The following is a 23529-nucleotide window of genomic DNA, read 5'->3' on the forward strand; positions in this document are numbered from 1 at the left end:
TCACCCCGCGGCGAGCGGCGCCGCGGGGTGTCAGCCCCCGGAGGTGTCCAGCTCCGCGTCCTCGCTGACGCCCGCGCAGTCGTACGGGTCCTTCAGCCAGCCGTCCGGCAGGACCACGCGGTTGTTGCCGGAGGTACGGCCGCGGGGGCCGTCTGCGCCGGTGGGCCAGGGCTGGTCGAGGTCCAGCTCGTCCAGGCCGGAGCGGAGTTCCGCGAGGGAGGAGGTGATGGCGAGGCGCTTGCGCTTCTCCGAGCCGACCGCGAAGCCCTTCAGGTACCAGGCCACGTGCTTGCGGAAGTCGACGACGCCCTTGGACTCGTCGCCGATCCACTCGCCGAGGAGGGTGGCGTGGCGGACCATGACGTCGGCGACCTCGCGGAGCGTGGGGCGCGCGACGGCCTCCGTCCGGCCCTCGAAGGCGGCCACCAGGTCCGCGAACAGCCAGGGCCGGCCCAGGCAGCCGCGTCCCACGACCACGCCGTCGCAACCGGTCTCCCGGACCATCCGCAGCGCGTCCTCGGCGGACCAGATGTCGCCGTTGCCGAGCACGGGGATCTCGGGGACGTGCTCCTTCAGGCGGGCGATGGCGTCCCAGTCGGCGGTGCCGCCGTAGTGCTGGGCGGCGGTGCGGCCGTGCAGGGCGATGGCCGTGACGCCCTCCTCGACGGCGATGCGTCCGGCGTCGAGGTAGGTGATGTGGTCGTCGTCGATGCCCTTGCGCATCTTCATCGTGACCGGCAGGTCCCCGGCGCCCGACACCGCCTCGCGGAGGATCGCGCGCAGCAGGTTGCGCTTGTACGGGAGGGCCGAGCCGCCGCCCTTGCGCGTCACCTTCGGCACCGGGCAGCCGAAGTTCAGGTCGATGTGGTCGGCGAGGTCCTCCTCCGCGATCATGCGGACGGCCTTGCCGACGGTCGCCGGGTCGACGCCGTACAGCTGGATCGAGCGCGGCTTCTCGGTCGCGTCGAAGTGGATCAGCTGCATGGTCTTCTCGTTGCGCTCGACCAGCGCCCGGGTCGTGATCATCTCGCTCACGAACAGGCCCTTGCCGCCGGAGAATTCCCTGCACAGGGTGCGGAAGGGCGCGTTGGTGATGCCCGCCATGGGGGCGAGGACAACGGGCGGCTGGACGGTGTGCGGGCCGATCGACAGGGGCGTGGTGGGCGTGGGCATTGCCCCATTGTCACCCATGGCCCGTGATCGTGTACCGGTAATTAGTTAGACACACTATCGAAGTGGACGTACGATGGACACATGCCCGAGCTGAGCCATCGCCGACGTCTGCTCGTGCTCGCGATCTGCTGCATGAGCCTGCTGATCGTCAGCCTCGACGTCACCGCCCTGAACGTCGCCCTGCCGTCCATGCAGAGCGATCTGCACGCCACCACGTCCGGCCTCCAGTGGACGATCGACGCCTACACGCTGGTGCTGGCCTCGCTGCTGATGCTCGCGGGCTCCACGGCCGACCGGGTCGGCCGCAGGAAGGTCTTCATGACCGGCCTGATCGTGTTCGTGACGGGCTCGCTGCTGTGCTCCCTCGCGCCCAGCCTGGGGGCGCTGGTCGTCTTCCGGATGATCCAGGCGGTCGGCGGCTCGATGCTCAACCCGGTCGCCATGTCGATCATCACCAACACCTTCACCGACCCGCGTGAGCGCGCCCGCGCGATCGGCGTGTGGGGTGCGGTCGTCGGCATATCCATGGCCGCCGGTCCGCTGGTCGGCGGCCTGCTGGTGGAGTCGGTCGGCTGGCGCTCGATCTTCTGGGTCAACCTCCCGGTCGGCCTGGCCGCGCTCCTGCTCACCCTGCGCTTCGTCCCGGAGTCCCGGGCGCCCAAGGCCCGCCGCCCCGACCCGGTCGGCCAGCTGCTGGTGATCGCCCTGTTCGGCTCGCTCACGTACGCGATCATCGAGGCGCCGGACTCGGGCACGGGCCGGGTACTGCCGTTCGCGCTGCTTGCCTTCGTCGCCCTCCTCGGACTGCTGTGGTACGAGCCCCGGCGCGGCGAACCCCTCATCGACCTGCGCTTCTTCCGGTCCGCGCCGTTCAGCGGGGCCACGGTGATCGCCATCAGCGCGTTCGCGTCGCTGGGTGGCTTCCTTTTCCTGTCGACGCTGTACCTCCAGAACGTGCGCGGTCTTGACGCCCTCCACGCCGGTCTGTGGATGCTGCCGATGGCCGTGCCGACCTTCCTGTGCGCGCCGCTGTCCGGCCGGCTGGTCGGCAGCCGGGGGCCGCGGCTGCCCCTGCTGATCGCCGGGCTCGCCATGACCGCGAGCGGGGTGCTGTTCGCCGCGTTCGAGGCGGAGACGTCGAACGTCACGCTGGTCATCGGGTACGTGCTGTTCGGCATCGGGTTCGGCTTCGTGAACGCGCCGATCACCAACACGGCCGTGTCCGGGATGCCGCGGGCGCAGGCCGGGGTCGCCGCGGCCGTCGCCTCCACCAGCAGGCAGCTCGGGCAGACGCTGGGGGTCGCCGTGATCGGGGCGGTGCTCGCGTCCGGGGTCGGCTCGTCGTCGTACCGCACCGCGTTCGTGTCGGCGGCCAGGCCGGGCTGGTGGATCCTCACCGCCTGCGGCCTCGCGGTCCTCGCCCTCGGCGCCCTCACCAGCGGCCGCTGGGCCCGCCGCACGGCCGAGCACACAGCCCGGCGGCTCCAGTCCAACGAGGTACGGGAAGCGGCCGGCGTCGGCTGAGCCGCCTGCTCCGCGGGCCGACGACCCTGTACGGCATGTCCGCGTCCGCCGCCCGGCGGATTCAGTCCACGGAGGCCAGGGAAGCGGCCGGCGTCGGCTGAGCCGCCTGCCGGGTCTCCTGTTCGAGGACGAACGCGTACAGCTGCTCCACGCGCTCCCTGCTCACCTCGTCGGTCGGCACGTACGTGACCATCCGGGCGCCGACCTCCGGGTTCAGCCACAGGTCCACGTGGTCGAGGGTGAGGAGGCCGACGTAGGGGTTGAGGAACTGCTTGGTCTTGCCGCGGGTGCCGACCACCTCGTAGCGGTCCCAGTTCTCGCGGAACTCTGGTGACGCGCACTCCAGCCGCTTGATCAGCATCTTCCAGGCGGGTTCGCCGAGGTGGCCGGCCATGGAGGCGCGCAGCTTGGCGGCCATCAGGCGCCTGGTCTCCTCCAGGTGGACGATCGCGGCCCGCCACTCCTCGTTGGTGTGGACGAGGAGCATGCAGTTGCGGTCCTCGGGCGGGACCGCGTCCAGGTCGCCCATCAGACGGGCGTAGGTGCGGTTGTAGGCGAGGATGTCGTACCGGCTGTTCTGGATGCAGGCCGGGACCGGCTCCAGCCGGCGCAGCAGCTCGAACTGGGCCGGGGTGACCCCCGAGCAGTTCGAGGCGGGTGTCGGGTCCACGGAGCCGGCCAGCTGGAAGAGGTGGGCGCGCTCGCTCGCGTCCAGCATCAGGGTGCGGGCCAGGGCGTCGAGGACCTGTACGGAGACCTGGATGTCACGCGCCTGCTCGAGCCAGGTGTACCAGGTGACGCCGACCGCGGAGAGCTGGGCGACCTCCTCGCGGCGCAGTCCGGGCGTGCGGCGCCGGGTCCCGCGGGGCAGCCCCACCTGCTCCGGGGTGATGCGCTCGCGGCGGCTGCGCAGGAAGGCGGCCAGCTCGTGGCGCCGGATGTCCGAACCCCTGTCCGGCCGGGCCGGGTTCTCCTGGGCCGTGGTCGTCATGTCTCCAGCCTGCCGTCTCGCGGACCCTGTTGCCAGGTACTCCTTGTACCAGGACTAGAAGACTCTGGTACCAGTCTGGGCGCACGCGCAGGCTCGGGGCCATGACCGAAACCGTCACCACGCCCACCGTCCGCTCAGCGGCGGCGCCACCGGCACTCGGCACCCTCGGACTGTTCACCGTCCTGCTGGCCGCGTCCCTGCCCCTGGTGGACTTCTTCATCGTCAATGTCGCCCTGCCCACCATCGGCGCGGACCTGCACGCGAGCGAGGCCGTCCTCGAACTGGTCGTCGCCGGTTACGGGGTGGCGTACGCGGTCCTCCTCGTCCTCGGCGGGCGCCTCGGCGACCTCTTCGGCCGCCGCCGGCTCTTCCTCGGCGGCATGGCCGCCTTCGGTCTGACCTCACTGGCCTGCGGGCTCGCGCCGGGCGCCTGGAGCCTGGTCGCGGCGCGGGTCGCGCAGGGCGCGTCGGCGGCGGCGATGCTGCCGCAGGTGCTCGCCACCATCCAGGCGACCACCACGGGCCCGCGCCGGGCCCGTGCCATGAGCCTGTACGGCGCCACCGCCGGCCTGTCCATGGTGGCGGGCCAGATCCTGGGCGGCGTCCTGGTCGCCGCCGACATAGCGGGCACCGGCTGGCGCTCGGTGTTCCTGGTGAACGTGCCCGTGGTGCTCGCCGGTCTGGTGCTGGCCACCCGCGCCGTCCCGGAGACCCGCTCCCAGCGGCCCGAGCCGCTCGACGGCCCCGGCACGGTGCTGCTCGCGCTCTCCCTGCTCACGCTGCTCGCCCCGCTCACCGAGGGCCGGGCGGCGGGCTGGCCGGTGTGGACGTGGCTGTCGCTGGCGGCGTTCCCGGGGGTCGCCTCGGCCTTCTACGCGGTGGAGCGGCGGGCGGACCGGCAGGGCCGTACGCCCCTGGTGCCGCCGAGCCTGTTCGCGCTGACGTCGCTGCGCCGGGGGCTGGTGCTGATGGTGCCGTTCTCGATCGGCTTCAGCGGGTTCATGTTCGTCATCGCGGTGGCCCTCCAGCGCGGTGCGGGCCTCGGGCCGGTCCCGGCGGGCATGGCGCTGGCCCCGATGGCGGTGGCGTTCCTCGTCGTCTCGCTCGCCGGGCCGCGCCTGGTGGCCCGCTACGGCACGCGTGTCGTCACCGCCGGATCCCTGGTCCAGGGCGTCGGCGTGGCGCTGATCGTGCTGGCCGCCTGGCGGGACTGGCCGGACCTGGGCTTCGTGGAGCTCCTGCCCGGTGCGGCGGTCGCCGGCGCGGGGCAGGCGCTGCAACTGCCCGTCGTCATGCGGATCGTGCTCTCCGAGGTGCCGGCCGCCCGGGCCGGCGTCGGCAGCGGTGTGATGGTCACCACCCAGCAGTCCGCCCTCGCCCTGGGCGTCGCCACCCTGGGCACCCTCTTCCTCTCCCTCGTCCCCGGCCACGGCATGCGGGACGCCCTGGTGACGACGCTGCTGGTGCAGCTGGCCGGGGTGGTGCTGACCGGGCTGCTCAGCCTGCGGCTGCCGCGGACGATCCGGTGACGAGCGGGTGACTAGCAGGTGAGACAGAACACAGCCTGGTGAAGTACGGGCCCGGGGCACTCTGTTGGCGTAGAACGTCGGGGGGCGCGGAACGCGGGGCGCCGGTACGGGAGGGCACATGTCGCGGGACAGCACGAGCGAGATAAGCCGCTGGGACCAGCACGGCCGGCGGCACGTCGTCAGAGCGCGGCGGGCGGGCGTGCAGCGCACGATCAGATGTGACACCTGCGGCTGGCGCAAGGGGGCGCCGTTCCTGTCCTGGGCGAGGGCCGCGGAGCACCTGGCCGAGGCGCACCAGGCGACGGTGGACCCGACCGCGGCGGCGTGAACGGTCCGGCGGTCCGGCGCTCCGATGACTTTCCGCAGCGGGAGGAGTCGTACGTACGACCGCGACCGCGAGCGACGGAAGGCCTGGGACCGATGAGCGAACGACGGGATCTGCACGAGCTGCTCCGGCGGTACGTCGACGACGGGTCGGTCCCCGGAGCGGTGGGCCTGCTCGCCCGAGGGGACGACGTCGAGGCGGTGGCCGTCGGTTCCATGGACGCCGGCGGCTCCGCCCCGATGGCCCGGGACTCGATCTTCCGGCTCGCCTCGGTCACGAAGCCGGTCACCGCGGCGGCGCTGATGATGCTGGTGGAGGAGGGCCGGGTGGCGCTCGACGACCCGGTGGACACCTGGCTGCCGGAGCTGGCGAAGCCGGTGGTGGTGCGGACCCCTTCGAGCCCCGTCGACGACGTGGTCCCGGCGGCCCGCCCGGTCACCGTCGAGGACCTGCTCAGCTTCCGGGCGGGCTGGGGCCTGCACTCCGACTTCTCGCTCCCGGCCGTCCAGGCGCTGCTCGGGGTGCAGAAGCTCGGCGACGCCATGCGGGAGCGGCCGGACCCCGACACCTGGCTGGCCTCGCTCGCCGCGGTGCCGCTGCTATACCAGCCGGGCGAGGCATGGCTGTACGGCACCTGCTCCGACATCCAGGGCGTGCTGATCGCCCGGGTCTCCGGCAGCAGCCTGCCGGACTTCATGGCCGAGCGGATCTTCGAGCCGCTGGGCATGACGGACACCGGGTTCGCGGTGCCGGCGGGTGAGCGCGGACGGTTCACGACCGCCTACCGGCCCGGCACCGACGGCACGCCGGAGGTCACGGACACCCCGGACGGCGACTTCAGCGGCATCCCCGAGTTCCCCTCCGGCGGCAGCGGGCTCGTCTCCACGGCCGACGACTGGCTGGCCTTCGCCCGGATGCTGCTGGGCGGCGGCGAATGGCGGGGTCGCCCCCTGCTGACCCCCGCCTCGGTCAGCCGGATGACGGCCAACCACCTCTCGGCGGCCCAGCGGGAGATGGGCGCGCTCTTCCTGCAGTGCCAGGGCTGGGGCTACGGCGCCCAGGTGGACGTCGCCCCGTCCGACCCCTGGAACGTCCCCGGCCGCTACGGCTGGCTCGGCGGCACCGGGACCACGGCCCATCTGGTGCCCACCACGGGAACGGTCGCCGTCCTGCTGACCCAGGTGTCCATGACGAGCCCGAAGCCGACCCCGCTGATGCGGGACTTCTGGCGGGTCACCGCGTGAGGCCGGCCTTCAGGCCCCGCACCAGCAGGTCCACCAGACTCGCGAGGTCGTCCTCCACCCCCTGCTGCTTCCACTCGGGGGCGTAGCGCGGGTCGTGGAAGCGGACGGTGGCCTGGAAGACGGCGCGGGCGGTGGTGGCGGGGTCGGGGGCGGTGAAGGTGCCCGTGCCGACGCCCGCCTCGATGATCCGGGTCAGCTGGCCGGTCAGGTCGGTGATGTGCTCGGAGACCGCCGGGCCGCTCTCGTCGACCAGCACCATGTACGTGGCGAACAGCTCGGGGTCGTCGCCCGCCTTGCGGCGCTTGGCCTCGAACAGGGCCCCGAGCCACTCGCGCAGCCGGGCCCCGGGGTCGCGGTCCCCTTCGGCGGCGATCCCGGACAGGGTCTGGGACGTGCGGTCCAGCCACCGTTTGGTCACGGCCTCCCGCAGCGCCGCCTTGGTGCGGAAGTGGCGGTAGACGCTGCCGTGGCTGACGCCGAGCGCACGGGCCACGTCCACCACGGTGGCCTTGGCCGGGCCGTGACGGCGCAGCACCTCCTCGGTGGCTTCGAGGATGCGCTCGGCGGTCAGGGCTTCGGTGGTCGGAGACATGTCGTGAACCGTACCCGGCGTGTCACCTGCTGCCGAGGTGGCCCATCTGTGAGGCCGGGTAGCGGTCGCCCGCCGCCGCGTCCGCCGGGACCGCCTCCTCGATCGCGGCGAGGTCGGCCGCGTCCAGCGTGACGTCCAGGGCGCCCAGCGACTCGGTGAGCCGCTCCCGGGTGCGGGCGCCGACCAGCGGCACGATGTCCTCGCCCCGGGAGAGCACCCAGGCGATGGCGATCTGCGCGACGCTGACGCCCTTCTGCTCGGCCGTCTTCCGCAGCGCCTCGACGAGGCGGAGGTTGTGCTGGAGGTTCTCGCCCTGGAAGCGGGGCGAGTGGGCCCGGAAGTCGTTCGCGGCGAGCTGCCGGTCGGGGGTGAAATGGCCGGAGATCAGACCGCGGGAGAGGACGCCGTACGCCGTGATGGCGATCCCGAGCTCACGGGTGGTCGGCAGGACCTCCTCCTCGATGCCGCGGGAGATGAGCGAGTACTCGATCTGGAGGTCCGAGATCGGCGCGGTGGCGGCGGCCCGGCGGATGCTGTCGGCGCCGACCTCGCTCAGGCCGATGTGCCGGACGTACCCCTTCTCGACCAGCTCGGCGATCGCGCCGACGGTCTCCTCGATCGGCACGTCCGGATCGGCCCGGGCGATGCGGTAGACGTCGATGTGGTCGGTGCCGAGGCGCTGGAGCGAGTAGGCGGCGAAGTTCTTCACGGCGGCCGGGCGGCCGTCGTAGCCGCTCCAGTTGCCGTCCGGGTCGCGCAACGCGCCGAACTTCACGCTGGTCAGCGCCTGCTCGCGGAGGGCGGCGGGGGCGGTGCGCAGGGCCTCGCCGATCAGCATCTCGTTGTGGCCCATGGCGTAGAAGTCGCCGGTGTCGAGCAGGGTGATGCCCGCTTCCAGGGCGGCGTGGATGGTGGCGACGGCCTCGGTCCGGTCCGCGTCCCCGTAGAGCGCGGACATGCCCATGCAGCCGAGGCCGAGGGCGGAGACCTGGGGGCCGGTGGTTCCGAGTGTGCTGGTTCGCATCGTCATGTCCCTCACTCTTCCATGACAGCTGACAGATTTCAATATCTGTCAGCTGTCATCCGTCAATCCAGGCGCACGTAAGTTTGGTCCAGACCTATTGACGAAAGGTCTGGACCACGCGCACTGTCATGCCTACGACACCTCACCGCACCCCCACCGGGAGGCCTCGCATGATCCGCCGCACGCTGCGCCTGCTCACCACCGCGCTGACCGGGGCTCTGCTCGCCCCGCTCGCCCTCGCCACCGCACCGGCCGCCTCCGCCGCGGACACCTGCGCCGTGAAGTCCCGCCCGGCCGGCAAGGTCCTCCAGGGCTACTGGGAGAACTGGGACGGCGCGGCCAACGGCGTCCACCCGCCCTTCGGCTGGACCCCGATCACCGACTCCCGTATCGCCGCGCACGGCTACAACGTGGTCAACGCGGCCTTCCCGGTCATCCGCTCCGACGGAACGGCCCTCTGGGAGGACGGCATGGACACCGGCGTGAAGGTCGCGACGCCCGCGGAGATGTGCGCGGCGAAGGCGTCCGGGCAGACGATCCTGCTGTCGATCGGCGGGGCGGCGGCCGGCATCGACCTCTCGTCCAGCGCCGTCGCCGACCGGTTCGTCGCGACGATCGTGCCGATCCTGAAGAAGTACAACTTCGACGGCATCGACATCGACATCGAGACCGGCCTGGTCGGCAGCGGCAGCATCACGCAGCTGTCCACGTCCCAGGCCAACCTGATCCGCATCATCGACGGGGTGCTGGCGAAGATGCCGTCCGGCTTCGGTCTGACGATGGCCCCGGAGACGGCCTACGTCACCGGCGGCAGCATCACCTACGGCTCCATCTGGGGCGCGTACCTGCCGATCGTCAAGAAGTACGCCGACAACGGCCGCCTGTGGTGGCTGAACATGCAGTACTACAACGGCAGCATGTACGGCTGCTCCGGCGACTCCTACTCGGCGGGCACGGTCGCGGGGTTCACCGCGCAGACCGACTGCCTCGACAAGGGGCTGGTGGTGCAGGGTACGACCGTGAAGGTGCCCTACGACAAGCAGGTGCCGGGCCTGCCCGCGCAACCCGGCGCGGGCGGCGGCTACATGTCGCCCTCACTGGTCTCCCAGGCCTGGAGGCACTACGGCACCTCACTCAAGGGCCTGATGACCTGGTCGGTCAACTGGGACGGCTCGAAGAACTGGACCTTCGGCGACAACGTCAAGTCGCTCCAGGGTCGTTGACCCTCACCGGGCGGTCAGCGCCAGCTTCGCGCCCAGCGCCACGAACGACCCCGCGAAGCTCCGCCGCAGCCACGTCATCACACGCGGCCGCGAGGTGACGTGGCCGCGCACGGAGGCGGCGAGGACGCCGTACGCGGCGAAGACGACGAACGTGGCCAGCATGAACACACCGCTCAGCCCCAGCATCCGGACGACCGCGTGCGGCTCGTCGGGGCTCACGAACTGCGGCAGGAACGCGAAGAAGAAGACGGTGAGCTTGGGGTTGAGCAGGTTGACCAGCACCGCCCGGCCGATCACCCGCGCCGCCGGGCGCGGGGCGGCCTTCTCGTCCACGGCGATCGCCTCCTTGTCCCGCGCCGTCGCCCAGGCCATGTACAGGAGGTAGGCGACACCGGCGTACTTGAGGACCTGGAACGCCGTCGCGCTCGCGTTCAGCAGCGCGGCGACCCCGGTGACGGTGGCGACCACGTGCGGCACGATCCCGAGCGTGCAGCCGAACGCGGCGACGACGCTCGCCCGGCGCCCCTGGGAGAGCCCGGCGGCGAGTGTGTAGACGACGCCGGTGCCCGGCGTGGCGACGATGACGAGGGTGGTCAGCAGGAAGGCGAGGCTCATGCGGGCCACCCTGTCGCCGCCGTGGCCCGGGCGACAGGGCCAATCGCGGGCGGCGCTGCCGGACCAATCGGTCCGTGAGAGAGCCGAACACACCGGTGCCGGGCCCCCGAAGGGACCCGGCACCGGTGGAACGGACGCCTCAGTGGATGCGTCAGCTGCCGATCAGGCGGCCCGCGAGGTAGCCCTCGATCTGGTCCAGCGACACGCGCTCCTGCTTCATCGTGTCGCGCTCACGGACGGTCACCGCGTTGTCCTCGAGCGTGTCGAAGTCGACGGTGACGCAGTACGGCGTGCCGATCTCGTCCTGGCGGCGGTAGCGGCGGCCGATGGCGCCGGCGTCGTCGAACTCGATGTTCCAGTTCTGGCGCAGCGCCTGGGCGAGGCCCTTGGCCTTCGGGGACAGCTCCGGGTTGCGGGACAGCGGGAGCACCGCGACCTTCACCGGGGCCAGACGGTGGTCCAGGCGCAGGACCGTGCGCTTCTCCATCTTGCCCTTGGCGTTGGGCGCCTCGTCCTCGACGTAGGCGTCGAGGAGGAAGGCCAGCATGGTGCGGCCGACACCGGCCGCGGGCTCGATGACGTACGGCGTCCAGCGCTCGCCGGCCTCCTGGTCGAAGTAGGAGAGGTCCTGGCCGGAGGCCTTGGCGTGGGCGCCGAGGTCGTAGTCGGTGCGGTTGGCGACGCCCTCCAGCTCGCCCCACTCGCTGCCGCCGAACTGGAAGCGGTACTCGATGTCAGCGGTGCGCTTGGAGTAGTGGGAGAGCTTCTCCTGCGGGTGCTCGTACCACCGCATGTTCTCCTCGCGCAGGCCCAGGCCGGTGTACCAGTTCCAGCGCTGCTCCATCCAGTACTCCTGCCACTTCTCGTCCTCGCCCGGCTTGACGAAGAACTCCATCTCCATCTGCTCGAACTCGCGGGTGCGGAAGATGAAGTTGCCGGGCGTGATCTCGTTGCGGAAGGACTTGCCCATCTGCGCGATGCCGAACGGCGGCTTGCGGCGCGAGGTGGTCTGCACCTGGGCGAAGTTGGTGAAGATGCCCTGGGCGGTCTCGGGGCGCAGGTAGGCGACGGAGCCGGAGTCCTGCGTGGGGCCGAGGTGGGTGGAGAGGAGGCCCGAGAACTGCTTGGGCTCGGTGAACTGGCCCTTGTTGCCGCAGTTCGGGCAGTTGATGTCGGCCAGGCCGTTGGCCGGGGCGTGGCCCTTCTTCTCCTCGTACGCCTCTTCCAGGTGGTCGGCGCGGAACCGCTTGTGACACGAGGTGCACTCGGTCAGCGGGTCCGAGAAGGTGGCGACGTGACCGGAGGCGACCCAGACCTCGGGGGCCAGGATGACGGACGAGTCGATACCGACCACGTCCTCGCGCGACGTCACCATGTAGCGCCACCACTGGCGCTTGATGTTCTCCTTGAACTCGACACCCAGCGGCCCGTAGTCCCAGGCGGCACGCTGTCCGCCGTAGATCTCACTGCACGGGAATACGAAGCCACGGCGCTTGCTCAGGCTGACGATGGTGTCGATCTTGTCGGCGGCCACGGTGCTCTCTTCATTACGACGACGGGCGACGAAGCGAGTTGCTTCCAGCGAATGCTTCAGGGTACCGGCGTGGCCTCCCCCTCAACCAAATCGGTAGCCCCTTCAACCGTTGTTGACAACGGTTTCCATTTTTGTTGAAAATGAGTGTCATGAACGTACGACGACTCATACCCGCGGTGGCGACGACCGCGGTCACCGCCCTCGGCCTCGCCACCCTCTCCGCCTGCTCCGGCGCGAGCGCCGCGGGCAACACGGACAAGTTCGACGTCGTCGCGTCGTTCTACCCGATGGCCTTCCTCGCCGAGCGGATCGGCGGGAGCCACGTCCACGTCACCAGTCTCACCCAGCCCGGCCAGGAACCGCACGACCTGGAGATCAGCGCCAGGCAGACCGCGCAGCTCGAGGAGTCCGACGCGGTGCTCTACCTCAAGAACCTCCAGCCCGCCGTCGACAAGGCGGTCGCCCAGTCCGAGGTGAAGACCAAGATCGACGCCGCCTCCCTCACCTCCCTGGAGAAGCACGGCAACGAGGCCGGCGGCCACGCGGCCGAGCACGACTCCTCGAAGAACGAGGAACTGGCCGGCCTCGACCCCCACGTATGGCTCGACCCGGTGCGCTACGCCCAGGTCGCCGAGGGCGTCGGCAAGGCCTTCGAGAAGGCCGACCCCGACCACGCCGCCGACTACAAGGCGAACACCGCTGCCCTGGTCAAGCAGCTGGACGACCTGAACACGCGGTTCAAGAACGGCCTCGCGCACACGAGGACCAAGGTCTTCCTCACCACCCACGCCGCCTTCGGCTACCTCGCCGAGCGCTACGGCCTGACCGAGGAGGCCATCAACGGCCTCGACCCCGAGTCCGAGCCCAGCGCCTCCCGCGTCAAGGACCTCGAGACGATGGCGAAGGCCGACGGCGTCACGACCGTGTTCTACGAAACGCTCGTCAGCGACAAGACCGCGAAGACCATCGCCGCCGACGCCGGGCTGAGGACGGACGTCCTCGACCCGATCGAGGGCATCACGTCGAAGTCCCGCGGCAAGGACTACTTCACGGTCCAGGAGTCCAACATCAAGGCCCTTCAGAAGGCCCTGGGGGCCAAGTGACAGCCCCACCGACACCCGCGGAGGACGACGCCATGACCGAGCCGCCCGTCATACGTCTGCACGGCGTACGCGCCGAGCTGGGCTCCCGGGCCGTGCTGCGCGGCATCGACCTCACCGTGCGCCGCGGCGAGGTGGTCGCGCTGCTCGGCGCGAACGGATCCGGCAAGTCGACCGCGATCCGCACGATCATCGGCCAGGTGCCGGTGAGCGCGGGCGGGATCGAGCTGTTCGGCACCTCGCGCCGCGCCTTCCGGGAATGGGCGCGGGTGGGCTACGTACCGCAGCGCACCACGGCCGCGGGCGGCGTCCCCGCCACCGTGACCGAGATCGTCTCCTCGGGCCGCCTCTCCCGCACCCGCTTCGGCCTCTTCCGCAAGGCCGACCGCGAGGCCGTACGGCGCGCCCTGGAGCTGGTCGGCATGGCCGACCGGGCCGGGGACTCGGTCACCGCCCTCTCCGGCGGCCAGCACCAGCGGGTGCTGATCGCCCGCGCCCTGGTCGCCGAACCCGAGCTGCTGATCATGGACGAGCCGATGGCGGGCGTCGACCTGGCCAGCCAGGAGGTGCTCGCGCGGACCCTGCGGGAGCAGGTGGAGGCCGGCACGACGGTCCTCCTCGTCCTGCACGAACTGGGCCCCCTGGAACCCCTGATCGACCGGGCGGTCGTCCTGCGCGACGGCTGCGTCACCCACGACGGCCCGCCCCCGCGCGCGGTCGGCCAGCATGCCCTGCCCGGCCACGACCACGTCCACCCGCACGCGCCGGCGGGCACCGAACCCCACCGCACAGGACTGCTGAGCTGATGGAACTCCTCGACTACGCCTTCATGCAGCGGGCGCTCCTCGCCGCCGTCCTCGTCGGTGTCACCGCCCCCGCGATCGGCATCTACCTCGTGCAGCGCCGCCAGCCCCTCATGGGCGACGGCATCGGGCACGTGGCGATGACCGGCGTCGGCCTCGGCTTCCTCCTGAACGCCTCGCCGGTGTGGATGGCGACCGCCGTCTCCGCGCTCGGCTCGGTGCTGATGGAGCTGATCCGCTGGTACGGGAAGACCCGCGGCGACATCGCCCTCGCCATGCTCTTCTACGGCGGCATGGCCGGCGGCGTGATGTTCGTCAACCTCGCGCCCGGCGGCTCCAACGCCAATCTGAACTCGTACCTCTTCGGCTCCCTGTCGACGGTCTCCCCGTCGGACGTGACCGCCATCTCGCTGCTCGCCGCCTTCGTGGTCCTGGTGACCCTGGGACTGCGCCGCCAGCTGTTCGCGGTCAGCCAGGACGAGGAGTTCGCCCGGGTCACGGGGCTTCCCGTGCGCGCGCTGAACCTGCTCACGGCGGTCACCGCGGCCGTCACGGTCACCGTCGCCATGCGGGTGGTCGGCCTGATCCTGGTCTCCGCACTGATGGTGGTCCCGGTCGCCGCCGCGCAGCAGCTCACCCGGAGCTTCGCCGCCACCTTCGCTATCGCCGTCGCGCTCGGCGTGACCGTGACCATCGGCGGCACGGTCACCTCGTACTACCAGGACGTCCCGCCCGGCGCGACGATCGTGCTGCTGACCATCGCGGCGTTCGTCGTCCTGACCGCCCTGGCCACTCCGCTGGCCCGCCGCCGCGCCCGGGCGGCCCCCGCCGCGCGGCCCGCCGGGGATCCGGCGGAGTGCTCGATTCCGGCCACCCGGGGGGCCGCCGACGAGCTCGGCGTCTGACCGCGCACAGGCCGGGCTGGCACAATGGCCCGGGCTGATGTGAGACGTGAGCCGACGAAGGAGGAACCGGTGACGACCGCTGGACCGCCCGTGAAGGGCCGTGCCACCCGGCAGCGTGCCGCCGTGGCGGCAGCCCTCGACGAGGTCGACGAGTTCCGCAGCGCGCAGGATCTCCACGACATGCTCAAGCACAAGGGCGACTCGGTCGGCCTGACCACGGTCTACCGCACCCTCCAGTCCCTCGCCGACGCCGGCGAGGTCGACGTCCTGCGCACCTCCGACGGCGAGTCCGTCTACCGCCGCTGCTCCACCGGCGAACACCACCACCACCTCGTCTGCCGCGTCTGCGGCAAGGCCGTGGAGGTCGAGGGCCCCGCGGTGGAGAAGTGGGCCGACGCCATCGCGGCAGAGCACGGATTCGTCAACGTGGCACACACGGTGGAGATCTTCGGCACCTGCGCGGAGTGTGCCGCCAAGTAGGCCCGCCCTCAGACCCCTGACCGGCTGGGCATCGGCCTGCGGACGGTGCTGAACAGCCGGGCCAGGACGGCCGAGCGGCCCTGGTCCGCCGTGTTCGGCGCGATGGCGGCCACGCCCGCCCGGAGCCACTCGTCCCACTCGGGGCGGTCGGCCGGGTCCAGGCGCCCGTGGGCCTCGGCCAGGTCCAGGATCTGGGTGCCTATCTCGGTCGCCATCGAGCCGCCGTGGAAGCGGTAGCGGCTGCCGACGACACCGAGGTGACACACGTTCACCCGCCCGCCGGCCAGGGCGACGGAGATGTTGAGGAAGGTCTCGACACCGAAGTCCGGCGGCAGCGGGGCGGCCCGCAGGAGGCGGGTCCGGACGGCTCGGTAGCCCGTGAGGGCGTTGGCCCCGTGGAAGCCGACCTCCGGGAAGAACCGGCCGGTGAGCGGCTCGTAGATGGTGAACGTGGACGCCAGGATGGTGCCCGGGTGGTCGTACTCGTAGTCACCGACCACATGGTCCGCCGTGCCGCCGGCCGCGGCCTCGCGGAGCAGCGCGGCGACGTTCCGCTCCGAGGTGACGAGGTCGGCGTCGAGGAAGCACGTCCACTCGCTGTCCACCGCCGACACGGCAAGCTGCATGGCCGCGCCCTTGCCGAGCGGGCCGCCGATCACCTCCGCACCGGCTTCGCGGGCCCGCCGGGCCGTGTCGTCGGTCGAGCCGCTGTCCACGACCAGCACCCGGTCGCCGGGCCGCGCGGCCGCCAGGGCCTGGCCGACGATCGTGGCCACCGTGGCCTCTTCGTTGTGCGCGGGAATCACGAAAGTGAACAAGCGGAACCAGCCCCCGGTGAGATCGAGCAGTCGCTCAAGATCTTAAATCGCACACGCGAGCGGCTTATTCCGGGCGGACGGGTTCCGCAGGGTCAGACGCGGGTGGCGTTGCGGTCGAGGACTGTGCCGGCCCTTCCATGGCCGTCGGCGGGATGGCCTGACACCGGCCGCCAGCAGCGCCACCTCCAGGAGGAGATAGACCGTCAGCACGCCGATCGCCCGCAGTTGCAGCCGCCCCGCCCGGCTCACCCGCATCCGGGTGAGCCGGGATCGTACAGTCGGCGCGGTGGCTACTCGGCGTCCGGGCGGCCCCTCATGTCCCGCTCCATGGCGAGCAGTTGCTCGTTGGGCACGGCCCCGCCGAAGCGCCGGTCGCGGGAGGCGAACTCGACGCACGCGCGCCACAGGTCACGGCGGTCGAAGTCCGGCCACAGCACGTCCTGGAAGACCATCTCGGCGTACGCGCTCTGCCAGAGCAGGTAGTTGGAGGTGCGCTGCTCACCGCTGGGCCGCAGGAACAGGTCCACGTCCGGCATGTCCGGGTAGTAGAGGTACTTCTGGATGGTCTTCTCGGTGACCTTGGCCGGGTCGAGGCGGCCCGCCCGCACGTCCTCCGCCATCGCCTTCGCCGCGTCCGCGAGCTCGGCCCGGCCGCCGTAGTTCATGCAGAAGTACAGCGTGAGCCGGTCGTTGTCCTTGGTCTGCTCCTGCGCGACCTGGAGCTCCTTGGCGACCGACTTCCACAGCTTGGGCATCCGCCCCACCCAGCGCACCCGGATGCCGAGCTCGTCGAGCTGGTCGCGGGTCTTGCGGATGAAGTCGCGGTTGAAGTTCATCAGGAAGCGGACCTCGTCGGGCGAGCGCTTCCAGTTCTCGGTGGAGAAGGCGTACAGGGAGATGCTCCCGACGCCGACCTCGATCGCGCCCTGGAGCACGTCCAGTACGCGCTCGGCCCCGACCTTGTGCCCTTCCGTCCTCGGCAGCCCGCGCTCCTTGGCCCAGCGGCCGTTGCCGTCCATGACGATCGCCACATGGTTCGGGACGAGCTCACCGGGGAGCTTGGGCGCGCGGGCGCCGGACGGGTGCGGCTCCGGCGTGCTGTACTCGCGGCGCTGGCGCCCCAGGATTCCGCGTACCACCATGTGCTTCTCGTCTCCCTCGGTGTTGCCGGTCCACTTCGTTGCCGGTCTACTTCTCTACGCCGGTCTATTTCTCTACGCCGGTCTACTTCTCTACGTACCGGAGCGAGCGCAGCCCGCGCTCCAGATGCCAGTGCAGGTAGGCGGACACCAGCCCGCTGCCCTCCCGGACGTACCGCGGCTCGCACGCGTCCGCGGTGTCCCAGTCTCCCGTAAGCAGCGCGCCGAGCAGTTCGAGGGTCGCCGGCGACGGTACGACGCTGCCGGGCACCCGGCAGTCCACGCACAGGGAACCGCCCGAGGCCACCGAGAAGAACCGGTTCGGACCGGGCATCCCGCACTTGGCGCAGTCGCCGAAGCTCGGGGCGTACCCGTTGACGGCGAGCGAGCGCAGCAGGAAGGCGTCCAGCACCAGGTGCGGCGCGTGCTCGCCGCGGGACAGCGTCCGCAGGGCGCCGACGAGCAGCAGGTACTGCTGCACGGCCGGCTCGCCCTCGTGGTCGGTGAACCGCTCGGCGGTCTCCAGCATGGCCGTCCCGGCGGTGTAGCGGGCGTAGTCGCTGACGATGCCGCCACCGTACGGCGCGATGGTCTCGCTCTGCGTGCACAGCGGCAGCCCGCGCCCCACCAGCTCGCTCCCCCGCGCGAAGAACTGCACGTCCACGTGGGAGAAGGGTTCGAGCCGCGCCCCGAACTTCGACTTGGTCCGCCGCACCCCCCGAGCCACCGCCCGCACCCGCCCGTGCCCTCGCGTGAGCAACGTGATGATGCGGTCCGCCTCACCGAGCTTCTGGGTGCGCAGCACGATGCCGTCGTCCCGGAACAGACTCACAGCCCACCCCCGCCGGGCCTCTGCCGGGGGTCCGGGGGTCGTCCCCCGGGAGACAGCGGCATGATGCGGTCCGCTTCACCCAGCTTCTGGGTGCGCAGCACGATGCCGTCGTCGCGGAACAGACTCATGGGGTCCATTCTCCCCTACGGCGCCGGCGGCCCTGTGCGTAGCGGTGGGCCAGGGCGTGGAAGGCCTGCTTCGGTTCCCGGTGCCAGGGGGAGCGTGGGTCGCCGGGGCGGTCCTGGACGGGCTTGGTGATGGCGTAGCTCGCGAGGTCGAGGTCGTGGCGCGGGTCGTCGGGGCGGTACGGGGCGTCCGGGGTGACGAACTCGAACGCCATCGCCGCGTAGAGCCCCATCGCCTCGAAGACGTCCACGAGGCCGGTGAGGTAGGCGGCCTGGGTGTGTTCGCTGCGCACCGGATGTCCCTTGATCTCCTCGGGCCGCTTGTCGTGGTCGACGATGTCCCAGGCCATGCCGCCCGCCTCGGGGGCGCCGACGTACGCGCACGTGCCGAACTCGGTGACGGCCAGCGGCTTCCCCCGGCGCAGATGGCGGCGCAGTTCCCGGACGTGGTCGGCGCGGCACGGGAAGTACGCGTAGTAGTCGATGCCGACGATGTCGAAGAGCCGCCAGTCGACGCGGTCGTCCTCCGCGGCGGCGTAGCTGAGATTCCCCCCGAACACGGAGCGGCCGACCGCCGCGGCCTTCGCGGTGAAGCGGTCGAGCAGGCGCTGCGCCCGCACCGGGTCGAAGGTGCCGTCCAGGAGGTGCCGGACGCGCTCCAGGGCGTTGTCGCCCGGCACGATCCCCGGCACGAACAGGATGAACTCGCACCCGACGCTGAGGTCGACGCTCGCCCCCTGTCGGCGCAGCCGCTCCGCGAACCGGCCGCACTCGGCGAGGTGCTCCAGGATCTCCCGCTCGGGGACGTCCCCGAGGGTCGGCTGGAGCCAGACGTGCAGTCCGCGTTCGGCGGCCTCGGCGGCGGTGGCCGTGAGGCGTTCGACGCCGTCGCCGGTGACGTCGACGGTGTCGGCGTGCAGGTCGTCGCGGACGGCCCGGATGTCCTCGCGCATCCGGGCGGCGCTCCACGCGGTGGCCGGGGTCGCGCCCTCCCCGACCGTGTAGACGACGCCCCGGTGGCGGAGCCCGCGCCGGTGCCCCGCGGCCGCCGCCGTCGGCCCGGTCGCCGCGGCGGGGCGCGCGGGCAGCAGCGCCGCCCCGGCGCCGGCCGCCGCCGCCCCGGCGAGGAAGCGTGCCCGGCTGATTCCTTCGCTCTTCTTCTCCATACGGCGACCGTGCCGGGCGCACCACCCGACGGGCCATCCACCGATGGTCTACGGCAGTGCGACGAAGGTACGGGTTGTTCGTTGAGGGGCACATGGACGAGACGGCGGTACTGGTGGCCCTGTGGCGTGCACTGCATCTCGAGGTGGACGCGCCACCGTACGTGTTCGTGGACGAGGTCGGGATCCGGCTCGCGGAGCCGGAGCCGGGGTGGCGGGGCCGTCCGACGATGGACCCGCGGTTCACGGCCCCGGGCCGGGCGAGCATCGTGGCCCGGGCCCGGTTCGTGGAGGACCTGGTGGCGGAGCAGGCCGCGCGGGGCGTCACCCAGTACGTGGTGCTGGGCGCCGGGCTGGACACGTTCGCCCAGCGCAGGCCGCCGGGCGCCGAACGGATCGACGTCTTCGAGGTGGACCTCCCCGCACCCCAGGCGTGGAAGCGGCGGCGTCTGCTCGACCTCGGCTACGGCGTCCCGGAGTGGCTGCACCTCGTGCCGGTGGACTTCGAGACGGGCGAGGACTGGTGGGAGAACCTGTCGGCGGCCGGCTTCGACCGCACGCGGCCGGCGGTCGTGGCGTCGACCGGCGTCAGCGTCTATCTCACCCCGGAGGCGAACGCGGCGACGCTGCGCCGGGCCGCGGCTCTCGCTCCGGGTTCCTCGCTGGCCGTGTCGTTCATGCTGCCGACGACGCTGGTCGTACCCGAGGAGCGGGCGCTGTTGGAGGTGGCGGCCCGGGCGGGGGCGGCGGCCGGGACCCCCTTCCGCAGCCACTTCACCCCGCAGGCCCTGATGTCCCTGGCCGAGGAGTCCGGCTTCCGCACCACCCGCCACATCTCGGCATCTCACCTCAGCGACCGCTACTTCGCCGGCCGTACGGACGGCTTCCGCCCCCTGGGTGCCGAGGAACTGCTGCTGGCGACCACATAGGGCCACCGTCAGCGTTCTCAGGGCCACCGTCAACGTCCTCCGTGGCTCCGTGACTCCGTGACTCCCTCCGGACCCCGTCGCGCCGGCCGGGCAACCGAATGTGCGCCGTCGGTGGTCGGAGGGAGCAAGGGGGTGCTTGATGCAGGCCGAACAAGAGGCCCAGTACGAGGAGTTCGTCAGGGCGCGGTGGTCACGTCTGGTGCGCACGGCGTATCTGCTCACGGGCGACGCCCACCACGCCGAGGATCTGACGCAGACCGCGCTGGCCAAGGCGTACCGGTCGTGGCGGCGCGTCTCGCGCAGCGACAACCCGGAGGCGTACGTCCGCCGGATGCTGGTCACGTGCAACAGCGACCGCTTCCGCAAGCGGCGGGTGACCGAGGCGCTGACGGCGGCGCCGCCGGAGACGACGCGGCGGGACGATGCGGTCTCCCGGGTCGACGAGCGCGGCGCGCTGGTCGGGGCGCTGGCCGAACTGCCGCCGAGGCAGCGGGCGGTGGTGGTGCTGCGCTACTGGGAGGACCTGTCCGAGGCGGAGGTGGCCGAGGCGCTCGGCTGCTCCCCGGGCACGGTCAAGAGCCAGGCGTCCAAGGCGCTGGCCAAACTGCGCAGACATCCGGGGCTCCTCCCGGCCGCGCGGGCCGAAGAGGGTGAGCGGGCCGAGCGGGCCGAGCGGGTCGACAAGGCGGCGGCGCACAGCGGTGCCACGTCCGGACAGGGAGGCGAGAGGTGAGCGGAGAGACGCAACGAAAGGGTGTCGAGGGGGAGTTCGAGGAGCGGCTGCGCGGGATGCTCAGCGAGACCGCGTACGCGATGGGGCCGCCGCCCGTGCCGTACGGGACGATCCGGCGGCAGGGCGTGGTGGAGCGGCGCCGGCGGGTGGCCGCGGTGGGGGCCGTGCTGGTGGCGCTGGCCGCGCTGCCGGCGGGCGCGTACGCGCTGGGCGACGGGCGGCACGGCAGGACCGGTACGGCGGCCCCGACGCCCTCCGCGAGCGTCTCGCGGGGGACCGCGGCGGCGCCGAGCGCGTCGCCCTCGGGGCCGGAACGGCCCGTCACGAAAGGCCAGTTGCTGGACGGGGTCACGTTCGGGCAGGCGGTGGACGGGCTGGAGAAGTGCCTCGCGGACGACGCGAAGCGCGTCCACCCCAAGGGGTACGCCGACCTGGGTGAGGTCGCGGACTACCGGATCATCCTGGCCATGCGCAGCACGGGCGACTCCAACGCGCCCGGCGACGGCGTCCACGTGGTCGCGGTGACGAAGGACCCGGCGCCGAGGCGGATCCGGCTGATCTGCGCGATCGTGGACGGCGAGGCCCAGGGGCTCAACACCTCGGTGGGCGACGAGGCTCCCCCGGACGCCGGCGCGGTGTACCCGGACATCAACAGCGGCGCGCTGTACCAGCAGTCGTTCATCGACAAGGGCAAATGGAAGCTACCGTTCCGTTGGGGGATCATCGGCACGGTGAAGCCGTCGGTGACCAAGCTGGCGGTCTCCTACGGGGGCGGGAGCGGCAAGGCGGTCGTGGACCACGGCTGGTTCGTGGCGTACGGCACGCTGGACCAGCAGGTGACCGTGGCGCCGCACATCAAGGGCTACGACGCGGCGGGCAAGCTCGTGTACGACTCCGACCGGGACGAGTCCTACGCCAAGACGCTCCCCTGACGGCGCGGAAACCCGCCATTGGTCCAACCTCTGGCGGATACCGCCGTTCGTGTGCCATCCCTTGACCGCCCCCACGGGCCCTCCTAAGGTCACGCTGACCGACCGGACGTAGGACGTCGTATCTCCTGGACGTCGTATCTCCCCCGCTGGAGGACCCGTGCGCGACGTGACCCACGACGTGCCGGCGGTGCACCGCCGGTCGTTCCTGAAGCACACCGGCGCGCTGGGCGCGGCCGCCGCCCTCACCTCGTCGTTACCCGCGCTGACCTCGTGCTCCTCGGGCCCGGAGTCGACGAACGACACCGGTGGCGGGGGCGGCGGGGACCGCACCCTGACCGCGGTGATCGGCTACGGCAACGACGGCAGCTGGGATCCGACGCAGACGGCGTCCGCGTTCGCCATGGCCGCCAACAACCACATCTACGAGGGGCTGCTCGACACCGACCCGATCTCCCGCGAGCCGTACGCGGCGCTCGCCACGGAGGTCCCCAAGGATCCGAACAGCACGTCCTGGAGGTTCACGCTGCGGGCCGGGGCGACCTTCCACGACGGGAAGCCGGTCACCGCCGACGACGTCGTCTTCGTCTTCGGCCGGATCCTCGATCCGAAGACCCAGACCCTCGCCAAGGGCTTCTTCGCGAGCTGGCTGAAGGAGGTGCGCAAGGTCGACGCGCGGACCGTGGAGCTGGTGCTGAGGTTCCCGTTCCCGGAGGGCGTCGCCCGGCTCACCCTGGCCAAGGTGATGCCGAAGCACGTGTTCTCCCGGCCCGGCGCCTGGGACGACGCGATCAAGGGCAAGGCGATCGGCTCGGGACCGTACCGGCAGACCGCGCACCACCCGAAGTCCAACACCACCTTCGAGGCGTTCGACGGCTACAACGGGCCGCGCAGGGCCGCCTTCAAGAAGATGAACTGGCTGACGATCGTGGACGCGGCACCGCGCGTCGCCAAGATCTCCGGGTCCGGCGCGGGCGCCCAGATCGCCGACAACATCCCGTACGCCAACATCGCGCGGCTGGAGCAGGGCGGGCTCACGGTCGCGGGCGGCGCCGGGATGAACAACCTGTTCCTGATGTTCAACACCAGGCACAAGCCCTTCGACGACGTACGGGTGCGGCAGGCGCTGCACCACGCCATCGACACCGAGAAGATGGTGCGGGTGGCGCTGAAGGGGCACGGGAAGCCGTCCTCGTCCTTCCTCGACGAGGGCAACCCGGCCTACCGGCGGGCGAAGACCGTCTACGACCACGACCCCGACAAGGCGAAGGCACTGCTGAAGGCCGCCGGGGTCAGCGGTCTGAAGATCGACATCCTGGCCGTCAACGTCAGCTGGATCGTCGACTGCCTGCCCACCATCAAGGCATCCTGGGACGCGATCGGCGTCGAGACGACCCTCTCCCCGCAGGAGACCACCGCCGTCTTCACCAAGATGGACCAGAAGCAGGACTACCAGGTGGTCGCCGCCGCCTCGAACCCCAACCAGTTCGGCCTCGACGCCGACCTGATCATGCACTACAACTACGGCCCCGAGAACCTCTGGATGCGCTACACCCGGTGGGCCGACGACCCCGTCGCAAAGCAGCTGTTCAAGGACATGGACCGGGCGACCCGGGAACCGGACCCGGACCGGAAGAAGGCGATGGTCCAGGACTACATCGACGTCGTCGCCGAACAGGCCGTGCTCTACCCGGTCGTCCACAACGAGCTGATGACCGCCTGGGACCCGAAGAGGCTCACCGGGATAAGGCCCCAGCCGTACCCGGGCATCAACCTCCTCCAGGCCAAGTGGGCCTGAG

Annotated in this window: 24 protein-coding genes; 13 read left to right on the forward strand and 11 right to left on the reverse strand. The window is 71.4% G+C overall.

All coding sequences use genetic code 11. The annotated features are described in order from the left end of the window. Positions 1–30: 30 nt before the first annotated feature. Positions 31–1173, reverse strand: coding sequence for a tRNA dihydrouridine synthase DusB (dusB, locus tag ACFY01_RS13830; protein WP_390735925.1), 1143 nt, complete (start codon positions 1171–1173; stop codon positions 31–33). An 81-nt stretch (positions 1174–1254) separates the two neighbouring features. On the opposite strand from dusB, the gene ACFY01_RS13835 reads away from it, so the two are divergent. Beyond that, positions 1255–2697: an MFS transporter gene (locus ACFY01_RS13835; protein WP_390735926.1), complete on the forward strand. Its 1443-nt coding sequence runs from the start codon at positions 1255–1257 to the stop codon at positions 2695–2697. Positions 2698–2758: 61 nt separating this feature from the next. Here ACFY01_RS13835 and ACFY01_RS13840 read toward each other — a convergent pair whose 3' ends face one another. Continuing rightward, positions 2759–3688 (reverse strand): helix-turn-helix transcriptional regulator, encoded by a 930-nt coding sequence (locus tag ACFY01_RS13840; protein ID WP_390735927.1) that lies wholly within the window; start codon positions 3686–3688, stop codon positions 2759–2761. A gap of 101 nt (positions 3689–3789) precedes the next feature. On the opposite strand from ACFY01_RS13840, the gene ACFY01_RS13845 reads away from it, so the two are divergent. The 3 genes from ACFY01_RS13845 to ACFY01_RS13855 all read left to right on the forward strand — a co-directional run bounded on the left by ACFY01_RS13845 (position 3790) and on the right by ACFY01_RS13855 (position 6786). Then, complete coding sequence (locus tag ACFY01_RS13845) at positions 3790–5217, forward strand: MFS transporter (RefSeq protein WP_390735928.1); 1428 nt, start codon at positions 3790–3792, stop codon at positions 5215–5217. A gap of 118 nt (positions 5218–5335) precedes the next feature. After that, complete coding sequence (locus ACFY01_RS13850) at positions 5336–5545, forward strand: hypothetical protein (RefSeq protein WP_390735929.1); 210 nt, start codon at positions 5336–5338, stop codon at positions 5543–5545. A 92-nt stretch (positions 5546–5637) separates the two neighbouring features. Further along, positions 5638–6786: a serine hydrolase domain-containing protein gene (locus tag ACFY01_RS13855; protein ID WP_390735930.1), complete on the forward strand. Its 1149-nt coding sequence runs from the start codon at positions 5638–5640 to the stop codon at positions 6784–6786. On the opposite strand, the gene ACFY01_RS13860 is transcribed toward ACFY01_RS13855, so the two are convergent. Together ACFY01_RS13860 and ACFY01_RS13865 are read right to left on the reverse strand one after the other, a co-directional pair. Beyond that, complete coding sequence (locus ACFY01_RS13860) at positions 6776–7378, reverse strand: TetR family transcriptional regulator (RefSeq protein WP_390735931.1); 603 nt, start codon at positions 7376–7378, stop codon at positions 6776–6778. The two genes, ACFY01_RS13855 and ACFY01_RS13860, sit on opposite strands and share 11 nt — an antisense overlap. Positions 7379–7400: 22 nt before the next feature. Next, on the reverse strand, positions 7401–8408 hold the full coding sequence (locus ACFY01_RS13865) for an aldo/keto reductase (RefSeq protein ID WP_390735932.1): 1008 nt from the start codon (positions 8406–8408) through the stop codon (positions 7401–7403). A gap of 164 nt (positions 8409–8572) precedes the next feature. Here ACFY01_RS13865 and ACFY01_RS13870 point away from each other — a divergent pair, with 164 nt between their 5' ends. Beyond that, positions 8573–9625 (forward strand): chitinase, encoded by a 1053-nt coding sequence (locus tag ACFY01_RS13870; protein ID WP_390735933.1) that lies wholly within the window; start codon positions 8573–8575, stop codon positions 9623–9625. Between the two features lie 3 nt (positions 9626–9628). Here the strand turns inward: ACFY01_RS13870 and ACFY01_RS13875 are convergent, their stop codons facing one another. Together ACFY01_RS13875 and ACFY01_RS13880 are read right to left on the reverse strand one after the other, a co-directional pair. Continuing rightward, entirely contained in the window at positions 9629–10240 is a 612-nt protein-coding gene (locus ACFY01_RS13875) for a LysE family translocator (RefSeq protein ID WP_390735934.1), read from the reverse strand. Positions 10241–10391: 151 nt separating this feature from the next. After that, positions 10392–11774, reverse strand: coding sequence for a glycine--tRNA ligase (locus ACFY01_RS13880; RefSeq protein WP_390735935.1), 1383 nt, complete (start codon positions 11772–11774; stop codon positions 10392–10394). A gap of 149 nt (positions 11775–11923) precedes the next feature. On the opposite strand from ACFY01_RS13880, the gene ACFY01_RS13885 reads away from it, so the two are divergent. From ACFY01_RS13885 to ACFY01_RS13900, 4 genes are all read left to right on the forward strand, one after another. Beyond that, positions 11924–12877: a metal ABC transporter substrate-binding protein gene (locus ACFY01_RS13885; RefSeq protein WP_390735936.1), complete on the forward strand. Its 954-nt coding sequence runs from the start codon at positions 11924–11926 to the stop codon at positions 12875–12877. Between the two features lie 32 nt (positions 12878–12909). Then, positions 12910–13680: a metal ABC transporter ATP-binding protein gene (locus tag ACFY01_RS13890; RefSeq protein WP_390735937.1), complete on the forward strand. Its 771-nt coding sequence runs from the start codon at positions 12910–12912 to the stop codon at positions 13678–13680. After that, positions 13680–14582 carry a metal ABC transporter permease gene (locus ACFY01_RS13895; RefSeq protein ID WP_390735938.1) on the forward strand — a complete coding sequence of 301 codons (903 nt, stop codon included), beginning with the start codon at positions 13680–13682 and terminating at the stop codon, positions 14580–14582. The genes ACFY01_RS13890 and ACFY01_RS13895 overlap by 1 nt, the downstream gene beginning before the upstream one ends. Before the next feature lie 69 nt (positions 14583–14651). After that, positions 14652–15062 carry a transcriptional repressor gene (locus ACFY01_RS13900; RefSeq protein WP_361450882.1) on the forward strand — a complete coding sequence of 137 codons (411 nt, stop codon included), beginning with the start codon at positions 14652–14654 and terminating at the stop codon, positions 15060–15062. Between the two features lie 8 nt (positions 15063–15070). Here the strand turns inward: ACFY01_RS13900 and ACFY01_RS13905 are convergent, their stop codons facing one another. The 5 genes from ACFY01_RS13905 to ACFY01_RS13925 all read right to left on the reverse strand — a co-directional run bounded on the left by ACFY01_RS13905 (position 15071) and on the right by ACFY01_RS13925 (position 19142). After that, positions 15071–15880, reverse strand: coding sequence for a glycosyltransferase family 2 protein (locus tag ACFY01_RS13905; RefSeq protein ID WP_390735939.1), 810 nt, complete (start codon positions 15878–15880; stop codon positions 15071–15073). 290 nt (positions 15881–16170) lie between these two features. Then, positions 16171–17022, reverse strand: coding sequence for an isoprenyl transferase (locus ACFY01_RS13910; protein ID WP_390735940.1), 852 nt, complete (start codon positions 17020–17022; stop codon positions 16171–16173). A gap of 82 nt (positions 17023–17104) precedes the next feature. Beyond that, on the reverse strand, positions 17105–17851 hold the full coding sequence (gene recO, locus ACFY01_RS13915; protein ID WP_390735941.1) for a DNA repair protein RecO: 747 nt from the start codon (positions 17849–17851) through the stop codon (positions 17105–17107). Next, complete coding sequence (locus ACFY01_RS13920; protein WP_390735942.1) at positions 17848–17979, reverse strand: hypothetical protein; 132 nt, start codon at positions 17977–17979, stop codon at positions 17848–17850. Before ACFY01_RS13920 ends, recO begins: the two co-directional genes overlap by 4 nt. Further along, the gene (locus tag ACFY01_RS13925; RefSeq protein ID WP_390735943.1) at positions 17976–19142 is read right to left on the reverse strand and encodes an abortive phage infection protein; all 1167 of its coding nucleotides are present in this window, start codon (positions 19140–19142) and stop codon (positions 17976–17978) included. The genes ACFY01_RS13920 and ACFY01_RS13925 overlap by 4 nt, the downstream gene beginning before the upstream one ends. 92 nt (positions 19143–19234) lie before the next feature. On the opposite strand from ACFY01_RS13925, the gene ACFY01_RS13930 reads away from it, so the two are divergent. The 4 genes from ACFY01_RS13930 to ACFY01_RS13945 all read left to right on the forward strand — a co-directional run bounded on the left by ACFY01_RS13930 (position 19235) and on the right by ACFY01_RS13945 (position 23528). Beyond that, positions 19235–20068: a class I SAM-dependent methyltransferase gene (locus ACFY01_RS13930; RefSeq protein ID WP_390735944.1), complete on the forward strand. Its 834-nt coding sequence runs from the start codon at positions 19235–19237 to the stop codon at positions 20066–20068. Positions 20069–20207: 139 nt separating this feature from the next. Beyond that, the gene (locus ACFY01_RS13935; protein ID WP_390735945.1) at positions 20208–20801 is read left to right on the forward strand and encodes a SigE family RNA polymerase sigma factor; all 594 of its coding nucleotides are present in this window, start codon (positions 20208–20210) and stop codon (positions 20799–20801) included. Continuing rightward, complete coding sequence (locus ACFY01_RS13940) at positions 20798–21733, forward strand: hypothetical protein (protein ID WP_390735946.1); 936 nt, start codon at positions 20798–20800, stop codon at positions 21731–21733. Before ACFY01_RS13935 ends, ACFY01_RS13940 begins: the two co-directional genes overlap by 4 nt. 157 nt (positions 21734–21890) lie before the next feature. Continuing rightward, a complete protein-coding gene (locus tag ACFY01_RS13945; RefSeq protein WP_390735947.1) occupies positions 21891–23528 on the forward strand; it encodes an ABC transporter substrate-binding protein in 1638 nt (545 codons plus the stop codon). Position 23529 lies beyond the last annotated feature (1 nt).

The sequence above is a fragment of the Streptomyces sp. NPDC001480 genome, from assembly GCF_042894725.1.
Lineage (GTDB): Bacteria > Actinomycetota > Actinomycetes > Streptomycetales > Streptomycetaceae > Streptomyces.

Bases quoted from the DNA above. Each gene is read 5' to 3' on its own strand.
- dusB (WP_390735925.1), bottom strand. From the start codon at position 1,173: ATGCCCACGCCCACCACGCCCCTGTCGATCGGCCCGCACACCGTCCAG.
- ACFY01_RS13835 (WP_390735926.1), top strand. From the start codon at position 1,255: ATGCCCGAGCTGAGCCATCGCCGACGTCTGCTCGTGCTCGCGATCTGC.
- ACFY01_RS13840 (WP_390735927.1), bottom strand. From the start codon at position 3,688: ATGACGACCACGGCCCAGGAGAACCCGGCCCGGCCGGACAGGGGTTCG.
- ACFY01_RS13845 (WP_390735928.1), top strand. From the start codon at position 3,790: ATGACCGAAACCGTCACCACGCCCACCGTCCGCTCAGCGGCGGCGCCA.
- ACFY01_RS13850 (WP_390735929.1), top strand. From the start codon at position 5,336: ATGTCGCGGGACAGCACGAGCGAGATAAGCCGCTGGGACCAGCACGGC.
- ACFY01_RS13855 (WP_390735930.1), top strand. From the start codon at position 5,638: ATGAGCGAACGACGGGATCTGCACGAGCTGCTCCGGCGGTACGTCGAC.
- ACFY01_RS13860 (WP_390735931.1), bottom strand. From the start codon at position 7,378: ATGTCTCCGACCACCGAAGCCCTGACCGCCGAGCGCATCCTCGAAGCC.
- ACFY01_RS13865 (WP_390735932.1), bottom strand. From the start codon at position 8,408: ATGACGATGCGAACCAGCACACTCGGAACCACCGGCCCCCAGGTCTCC.
- ACFY01_RS13870 (WP_390735933.1), top strand. From the start codon at position 8,573: ATGATCCGCCGCACGCTGCGCCTGCTCACCACCGCGCTGACCGGGGCT.
- ACFY01_RS13875 (WP_390735934.1), bottom strand. From the start codon at position 10,240: ATGAGCCTCGCCTTCCTGCTGACCACCCTCGTCATCGTCGCCACGCCG.
- ACFY01_RS13885 (WP_390735936.1), top strand. From the start codon at position 11,924: ATGAACGTACGACGACTCATACCCGCGGTGGCGACGACCGCGGTCACC.
- ACFY01_RS13890 (WP_390735937.1), top strand. From the start codon at position 12,910: ATGACCGAGCCGCCCGTCATACGTCTGCACGGCGTACGCGCCGAGCTG.
- ACFY01_RS13895 (WP_390735938.1), top strand. From the start codon at position 13,680: ATGGAACTCCTCGACTACGCCTTCATGCAGCGGGCGCTCCTCGCCGCC.
- ACFY01_RS13910 (WP_390735940.1), bottom strand. From the start codon at position 17,022: ATGGTGGTACGCGGAATCCTGGGGCGCCAGCGCCGCGAGTACAGCACG.
- ACFY01_RS13920 (WP_390735942.1), bottom strand. From the start codon at position 17,979: ATGAGTCTGTTCCGCGACGACGGCATCGTGCTGCGCACCCAGAAGCTG.
- ACFY01_RS13925 (WP_390735943.1), bottom strand. From the start codon at position 19,142: ATGGAGAAGAAGAGCGAAGGAATCAGCCGGGCACGCTTCCTCGCCGGG.
- ACFY01_RS13930 (WP_390735944.1), top strand. From the start codon at position 19,235: ATGGACGAGACGGCGGTACTGGTGGCCCTGTGGCGTGCACTGCATCTC.
- ACFY01_RS13935 (WP_390735945.1), top strand. From the start codon at position 20,208: ATGCAGGCCGAACAAGAGGCCCAGTACGAGGAGTTCGTCAGGGCGCGG.